General features: G+C 46.5%; 5 protein-coding genes. 1 reads left to right on the top strand and 4 read right to left on the bottom strand.

The genetic code is table 11. From position 1 onward, the window contains the following. Positions 1-132: 132 nt before the first annotated feature. Complete coding sequence (locus tag H6F52_RS26400) at positions 133-1,377, bottom strand: serine hydrolase (protein WP_190534349.1); 1,245 nt, start codon at positions 1,375-1,377, stop codon at positions 133-135. A 77-nt stretch (positions 1,378-1,454) separates the two neighbouring features. Further along, on the bottom strand, positions 1,455-2,975 hold the full coding sequence (locus H6F52_RS10390; protein ID WP_190534346.1) for an IMS domain-containing protein: 1,521 nt from the start codon (positions 2,973-2,975) through the stop codon (positions 1,455-1,457). Positions 2,976-3,139: 164 nt separating this feature from the next. Here H6F52_RS10390 and H6F52_RS10385 point away from each other — a divergent pair, with 164 nt between their 5' ends. Beyond that, positions 3,140-5,521, top strand: a complete 2,382-nt coding sequence (locus H6F52_RS10385) for an ATP-binding cassette domain-containing protein (RefSeq protein ID WP_190534343.1) — start codon at positions 3,140-3,142, stop codon at positions 5,519-5,521. Between the two features lie 178 nt (positions 5,522-5,699). On the opposite strand, the gene H6F52_RS10380 is transcribed toward H6F52_RS10385, so the two are convergent. Further along, positions 5,700-7,526, bottom strand: coding sequence for a protein kinase (locus H6F52_RS10380; protein WP_190534341.1), 1,827 nt, complete (start codon positions 7,524-7,526; stop codon positions 5,700-5,702). A 65-nt stretch (positions 7,527-7,591) separates the two neighbouring features. Further along, positions 7,592-8,137 (bottom strand): GIY-YIG nuclease family protein, encoded by a 546-nt coding sequence (locus H6F52_RS10375; protein ID WP_190534338.1) that lies wholly within the window; start codon positions 8,135-8,137, stop codon positions 7,592-7,594. Between the last annotated feature and the right edge of the window lie 377 nt (positions 8,138-8,514).

Below are 8,514 nucleotides of genomic sequence, written 5' to 3'. Positions count from 1 at the left end.
TCGACAGAGCAAAAAAGTTCTTCTAGACTAAGCATGGGACGAGCCTGTAAAGCTGTTGTGTGATGACTTTTAGCTTACTCGCTTGTCCCCTCCTTATCCCGAACTCAGGTTAATCTAATCCCTCTTTTGTTCCTAGGGGGAATTCCGGGCGACCATGCGATCGAAGACTAAACGAGACATTTTGGGAAAAATTGTCTTATTTTGGGCGTAGGCGGCATCGTCACCAAAGACTGTCAAAATATAAACGGTGCTACCATCTCTGGTTGCGACGAATGCCGCTTCTTGGCGCGAAAAAGAAGTCCAACCCGCCTTTGAGTAAAAATCAATATCCACATCAGACAAAGCCTCGCCAAAAAATTCCTGGATGGGGTTGAAGTCACCCCAGGTTTTTGACTCTTGCGTTCTCATTTCTGGGCGCAAATCTCTTCTTAGCCATCCGCACATTTTTTCGCTAGCGGCTGAGGAAACAGCCTGTCCAGTTCCACACATTTCGTACAAGAGCCTAGCTGCCTGATCGGTTGTTATCTTATTCCGAATGGGGTCTTTGGGATCGCCTCGCATTTGCAAATCAATCTCTAGAGGCTCTGGAAGTCTTAGATAGGGAACTGGAAAAGTTTTTTGGCTAATATTAATGTCTTTGTAGCCTGCTCCTCTAAAAAATTGATTCACTTGTTGACGTTTATCTAGCCATATTTTAAACTCTTCATCATTTTCTATTTTCGATCTAGATTGCGTATCTGTTAACAGGTCAAGGATGAAGCTAGCTGCCTCGTTATCAGACTCCTTGATCATCTTGGACACATATAAAGAAAATGCACCTTCGTCTGCCCAAATCCCGTTTTCTATCTGAGCATAGAGAGCTACCATCCAAAACATTTTGATGACGCTAGCAGGATATCTCAATGTATCTTGTTTATATCCGGCAATTTCACCTGTTTTAACGTTGATTAAGGTAATAGATAAAGGCTTTATAGGTAAGTCTTTCTCGGTCGCCAATTTAACAACATCATCAACAATTTCTTCCAACTCCTGACTTTGTTTAAAGTTTGGCGGAGTCTTGACATTGTAGACAAGTTGTGAAGCATCGCGTCCGGGTAGGCGAGACGGAAGAGGTAATAATGCGGTTTTAGCCCAAAGCGGAAGTTCCGGCAAGGTAGAACTTCGTTGCTCAGATACGACTGCTGGACGCTGAGTTACCAACCGATTTAACGTTAATCCGCAAGTTGTAAAGATCGTAGCGGAGGCGATCGCTAAAGCAGCAAATCGCAGCCGTCGCACCCGTCTCTTGACTTGATGGGCACGAGCTGCACGTCTGGCTTTAAATTTGGCAATTTGTTGGGCACGTTTATGCGGTTTTGGTTGTGGTTGCTGACCCACGAGCTACACCTTACGGTTTTTAAGTTTTCCTGATTTCCCGTTTTAAATAATTTTGAACAGAGCAACTGCACGGGTATTTATTGAATTTCCCTGATCGTTTTGTATTCAAGTATTTTCCATTTGCTGTCTACTGATTGCAAAGTGTATCGCACCAGTCGAGTTTTGAAGTCAGTTTCGTTGGGGTCGATATTACCGTTTTTATAGAGAGTACGCTCTTCAGTTACCCTGATTTCGATAGTTGCGCGATCACCATCTACGGTAAATTTTTCAATATCTCCAACTTTTTGAACGCCGTACTGGTAGTAAGCATTGTTATTCTCTAGCCAAGCCATTGAGCCGCCCTCACCAACGGTATTCTCATAGAGTTGTCCCGTGGTCAGTTCGGCAGCAAGTTCGCGATTAAAGGGGGGAGCGAATATTTCTCGCTTACTGTTTACCCACCGATTAATTAACGCGACGGCTTCTTGTTGAGCTTGCTGAGGGTTTTCTATATTGGGAGAACGGTTAGCAAAAAAACTTGGTAACTTTCCAGTTGTGAATAAAATACCACCCAGAATTACTACCCCGATCGCACTGCCTAAAATCACAGCCTTCTGCCAATCTCTTGAATCGGAGATGGTTCTGGTGGCAACAGGTTGGGAGGATGAAACCGCAGCGGTTTGTAAAGAAGCAACTTCAGGAGGGTAAGAAGGCACCGTGGATGGCTGATAGGTGTTTTCTGGAGGTGGAGAAACGACTGGCAGAGGAACGTAAGGAACCGTGGGGGGAATTGGAGAGACTGGAGTTTCTAAAGCATGAAGCATTTCTTGAACATTCGTATAGCGATCGCTCGGATGAGACTGAATTGCCTTATCTAGCACCGCTAGCAAACTGGCGCTAACATTCAAAGCATACTGACGCCACAGAATCTCGCCGCTGTCACGATCGATATTTAGGGATTGAGGAAGTTTGCCGGTCAGTAGATAAATCGCCGTCAAACCCAAACTATACAAGTCACTCGAAAAAAGTGGGCGTCCGATTGCCTGCTCGCTAGGCATAAATCCAGGCGTTCCAATTACAATTGAGCTGATGGTACGCCCCTCAGAATTGACGATGGTGCCCATCGTTTCTTTCACCGCCCCGAAATCAATTAAGACGGGTTTGGTATCCCGTTTTCGCACAATCACGTTGGCTGGCTTAATATCTCGATGGACAATCCCTTTGTGATGCACGTAATCTAGGACAGGTAATAGATTTACCAAAATTTCCCGCACCGAACTCTCGCTGAGAGATCCCTGCTGTTGCACCATTTGAGCCAGCGTTTCCCCCTCAATCCATTCCTGAACTAGGTAGAACTGATCGCCAGCCGCAAAGTAAGCATACAGCCGGGGAATCTGGTAATTGCCTTCGCCCAACTCTTCTAAGATGGCGGCTTCGCGTTGGAATCGATCTTTAATTAGCTGGTACTGGGGATTATTCGTCACCGGCTTGAGTCGCTTGATCGCGCACCGGCGACCCGAAGGCATATGGATATCTTCTGCCAGAAAGGTTTCGCCAAACCCACCAGCGCCCAGCGTCTGAATTATGCGATAGCGATTGTCCAACAGCGTTGGCATCATTGGCCTTCACCGCGTAAGGTTTTCTTTAGAAGATAACATCAGGTATTCAGGACATTTCTAGCAGTTTCAGCAAAATTTACCAATAGTTAAAGAAGGATAAAGAAGGAGAAACCTCGGAAAGGTTTCATTTTCCTAAAAAAAGTTACCCACTTTTAGAGAATGCAATGACCACCCAGCCAGGGCAGCGGACTGTTATCAGCACCAATCCCTATTTGGTGCTAAATAATCAGGGGCAGATTTTACCACCCTTGGAACTGACAGCAGACCGACACATACTGGGACGCGATCGCGCTTTCGCCGATCTGATTGTTCCAGATGATTGGCGCGTCATCTCGGCTTGCCAAGCCGTCTTACATAGAGATGGGGATGACTATTACATTTATGACGGCGATGGACGCAAACCCAGTACCAATAAGTTGTTTGTAGATCACCGATTGATTACGCCCACAGAAGGCTATCGCCTGGAAAATGGCATCGAAATTCAAATCGGTCAAAATCCTCAGAACTTAATTCAGCTGAGGTATTTCAATCCCTCTAGCGCCAAAATGCTGACGCCACCGCGTCCCGTCTCGCTCAAAAATCGGTCGGTGGAAATCGGACGCGATGCCAACGCCACGATGCAGTTAGATTCGCCCATCGTTTCTCGACGTCACGCCACGATTGATACGGACTCTCAAGGGCGGTACATTCTGCAAGATCGCAGTACTAACGGCGTCTTTATAAACGGGCAACGGGTAACGGGTTCTGCTGTCCTGTCACAGGGGGCAACCATTCGCATTGGGTCATTTATCCTGGTGCTGCGCGGCGACAATCTGGTGGTACTCGACCAGGGCAATCAAATTCGCCTGGATGCTGAGGAATTGGTCATCGAACGGCGTCTGGATGACGTTTCCTTGGCGATTGAACCAGGACAATTTGTGGCTTTGGTGGGGGGAAGCGGAACGGGTAAATCTACGTTGCTGAAGACTTTATTGGGAATTGAAAAGACGAGTAAGGGTGCGGTGTATCTCAATGGCGACAATTTGCAGAAGAACTTTAATATGTACCGCACCCAAATTGGTTATGTGCCGCAAGATGATATTTTGCACCGAGATTTAACGGTGGTAGAAGTGTTAACTTATGCGGCGGCGCTGCGACTCCCGCCGGATACGGATGTGTCACAGGTGGTGCAAAAAACTCTGGCGGATATTGAAATGTGCGATCGCCAGGATGCCTTAATCAAACATCTCAGCGGCGGTCAGCGCAAGCGAGTCAGCATTGGGGTAGAACTTTTAGCCGATCCGAAGTTATTTTTTTTGGACGAACCGACTTCAGGACTCGATCCCGGTTTGGATAAGAAGATGATGCAGATGTTGCGGAGATTAGCGGATCGAGGACGGACGATTATTTTAGTCACTCATGCAACGGCGAATATCAAAATGTGCGATCGCGTCGCTTTTCTCGGACGCGGTGGGCGACTTTGTTACTATGGCATCCCGGAGGACGCGCTGAAATTTTTTGGGGTGACAACGGATAACTTTGCCGATATTTACACGCAACTGGATAAGGAGAAAGAAGAAGAAACCGAAGCCATTGTCCAACAATACGCGAATCAGTTTCGCCAATCGCCCGATTATCAGCACTACATCGCTAATTCCCTCGGTGCTGGCAGTCATACACCACAAAACGCCGGTTCACCTCCCCAGAAAGCCAGTATCTCGCCTTGGAAGCAATTAGCTTTGCTGAGTGGGCGCTACTTGAAGATGATCGGACGCGATCGCATCTATCTCGCTTTATCTCTTCTAACTTCTCCCATCGGTATCGCCTTAATTCCCCTAGCAATTGGAGGAAAAAATCCTCTCGTTCTTAGCAGCGAATCCGATCCTGCCCTTGCACCTTTAGCGCTGCGAGTATTATTTGTATTTACCTGCGCTGCGATTTGGGTCGGACTTTCCAGTTCTTTACAAGAAATTGTCAAAGAAGCTGCGATTTACTTGCGAGAAAGATTGGTCAATCTAGGGTTAATTCCTTATCTCGCTTCAAAAATATTCGTTCTTTCCGGTCTAGCCTTATTGCAAACCTTGCTAATTTCAGCAGTGATTCTGATTGGTTTCAAATCTCCGCAACCTGAATTGATACCTTGGTCTTTAGGATTTGCAGTCAATACCTTTTTAACGCTTGTTACTAGCATGAGTTTAGGCTTACTAGTTTCATCCCTTGCCAAAAATAGCAGTCAAGCGAATAGTGCTTTACCTTTACTTCTGCTCCCTCAAATTATCTTTTCGGGTGTTTTATTTAAGATGGAAGGAATTGCCAGTAGAATTTCTTGGTTGATGCTAAGTCGCTGGTCGATTGGCGGTTATGGTTCTTTGGTCAATGTCAATGCAATGGTTCCCGATCCGATATTTTTACCGAATGGTACGCTTGCGCCGATGCCGTTTGATAAAACGCCTATTTACGAGCCAACGTGGCAGAATTTAGGGTTAAATTGGGGTATTTTGTTGCTGCACGCGGCAGTTTATTTAACAGTTACTTTTTGGGTACAGAAGCGGAAGGATATATTTTAGTTTTTAACCCATTCATCCGCCAGCGATTGAAGCCGCACACTTTAAGCCAAAGTTCACTAAGATAGTAGACTGAAAAGCACGATTTAGAAGCCCATGTAGGTGAGGCTGAGGGACAAAACCTAACAAATGTTTGTAAACTACAACTATTAGCATTGTCCCAAAGCGGACGATAAAAATACTAACATTTCCTAGCAGCAGACACATTGTAATCGTGCATATCTGCTTCCCAAATACTGATGTAAATAACATCACAATCTTGCCGGACAATCATGCCTTTTAAAGAGCCTTGAGTAAAACGGTAAGAACTCAAGCGACGCTGTTGCACTTTTTGGAGTCCATCTTTAATGTAATTATCGGCTCCACCTTTTAATAATCCATCCAAAGTAGTCTCCATGACTTGAGGATCTACTGTTGGGTAAAAGGAGGCTTCAGTTTGGCGAAGACGACCGGAATTCCGATCGAATAAGTAGCCAAGATCGATCTGATTTGGCACTACGTTATAGATGACAGCGCGGGTTCTCCAAGCGCCACTTACATCTCTGTCTGGGTTGCCGAGGGATGCTTGGATAGTGCTTCTTGATGTACCGACGGGAAATGTGGGAACGCTCGAAACTGGACGATTTGGATTCGGGTTATTGTTTTGGGGTATGGGTGCAGGTTCGGGAGTTCGCGCTGGTTCAGGTGATCGCGCTGGTTCTGGTGTCGCAGATTGAACGGGCGCGGGTTCTGTAGTGCGTGCTGGTTCAGGTTCGGGTGAACGTTCCGATCTTGGGCTAGGAGATTCAGCAATAACTGGCGGCGTCGCTGCGTCCTGTCTTGTCGGAGAATTGTCAGGTGATGGTTCTGGCGATGTCTCTAGGGGACGATTTCTTTCTGGGGTTCGTTCTGTTTCTCTGGTGGTTGGTTGTGATGTTGATGGGGAAGATGACGTGACGGAAGACGGTTGCCCAAAATTCTTGAAAAGTTGGGTAAGACCGACAATAGCCCCCACCAAAACAATTGCACCCACAATGCCGATTAGCAGAGGATTCCGCTGCTGTCCTTGACCAACTACAGGCGCAGGGTTTTGAGGGGTATACGGAGAACTGACGGGCGCAGGCGAAACGTTCCTCCCACCACCCGGAGACACCGCAACGGTTGCCATATTAGATCCAGCACCCCCAGCAGAAGCCACCGTTGGAGTTGCACCCGATTGTAAAGCATTGAGCATTTCTCTAGCAGTGGAATAGCGATCGCGCGGATGCGACTGAATCGCCTTATCCAAGACAGCAACAAAACCCGGACTAACATTCGCTGCGGACTGATGCCACAAAATCTCCCCCGTTCGCGGATCGGTTGGTAAATCTTGCGGTAGTTTCCCCGTGAGTAGGTAAATCGCCGTCAGCGCCAAACTATATATGTCGCTGGCGAAGACGGGTTGCCCGACTCCCTGTTCCGGCGGCATAAATCCCGGCGTGCCAATTACAATCGAGGCGGGAGCATTCCCTGGATGCACCGCCGCACCCATACTTTCCTTAACGGCACCAAAATCAATCAATACCGGCTTCCCATCCCGTTGCCGGATAATAATATTGTCCGGTTTGATATCCCGGTGAATGATGCCCTTGCTGTGGATATAATCCAAGACGGGCAGCAGACTGACAAGTATCTCCTTAACTTGACTTTCAGGCACTAACCCCTGAGTTTGCACCTTTTTGGTCAGGGTTTGCCCTTCAATTAATTCCTGCACCAGGTGAAACTGCCCAGCTTCCGAAAAGTAGGCGTACAACTTGGGAATTTGATCGCTACCTTCACCCATCGCCTCTAAAATAGCCGCTTCCCGTTGGAATCGATCTTGCGCCATCTGGAACATCTGGGGATTGTTTGCCATTGGCTTGAGCTGTTTAATTACGCAGCGACGCCGTGACGGCATATGAGTATCTTCTGCCAGAAAGGTGTTACCAAATCCACCACTTCCCAGCGTCTGGATAATGCGATAGCGATTGTTCAACAGGTGTGGATTCATGGGATGTTAGGGCGGTCGGGGTTGCTTGGTGCAAGGATTGTAGAAGACTTGCGGTTATGGCGTCCTTACTTTAGGTCTAGTAAGCCACTTTCTTTTAATTTTGGATTAAAGCGGAGTTCTTCTTGAACCCCACGAGATTTGAGCTGCTGAAAAATTTCTTCTTCAACGCGCCTTGCTACATTTTTTAACAGCTTCCCTTGCCCGACTTCATCCATCGCTGGACTTGTCAATTTAGTTTGTTCCTCAGCGGTCATGGCTCGTTTTGCATCAATCGGATCGTTCCATGCAGCTTGTTCGGAACCATTACCGGGAGGGACGGCACCATTTTCTTCAATCCAGGCATTCCGAATGCTTTCTAGCAGGGTACGGTTCGGGCGATCGCTCGTGTGTGCTTTTAGCCAATAGCAGCGTTCGTGTTGACGTACCAAATGTTGCTTGAGACTGAGATTGATATCGCGGGAATAGTTGATCAGTTGCAACACTTTCTCTCGATCGAATATTGCGTATACGCCAATTTTTCCCTGAAATTTCTCTGGTAAATGTCCGGTTTCGTCGAGGTAAGGGATATATTCTAGGCTGGCAAGAGATGGAATATCGCTTTCAGAAGTCATCGGTATTTTTTGAGTTATTTATTTGACTTTTTGATAATCTCACAGAGGTGGCTCGAATGAATTTAGGAAAAAATATTGAGCGTAAGTTAATCCCTAAATTTAGATTCAGACCTAAATTCAGAGGGTCTTCCTTTGGGTGTCATCTTACTGCCAAAAAAACGCTTAAAAATAATTAACCTTGTCTCTAAGCTTCTTCGCTCACGCTTCACAAGCTTAGTGAAGGATAATGCACCTTCACTATCTTAAAGCGTCTGGAGCAGCGAACGTTGCCGCGCTAACAAGAATTAAATGATTAAGCTATAATAATCAATTTTTTTAATCTGAATGAATCCTTATGCCAATGGGGATGACACAGTTGCTCTATCCGGCAGAAGATT

This window comes from Coleofasciculus sp. FACHB-542 (assembly GCF_014695825.1).
Classification (GTDB): Bacteria; Cyanobacteriota; Cyanobacteriia; order Cyanobacteriales; family FACHB-T130; genus FACHB-T130.
Note: the sequence above shows the minus strand (reverse complement) of the source record. Positions and strands in the feature narration are given on the sequence as shown.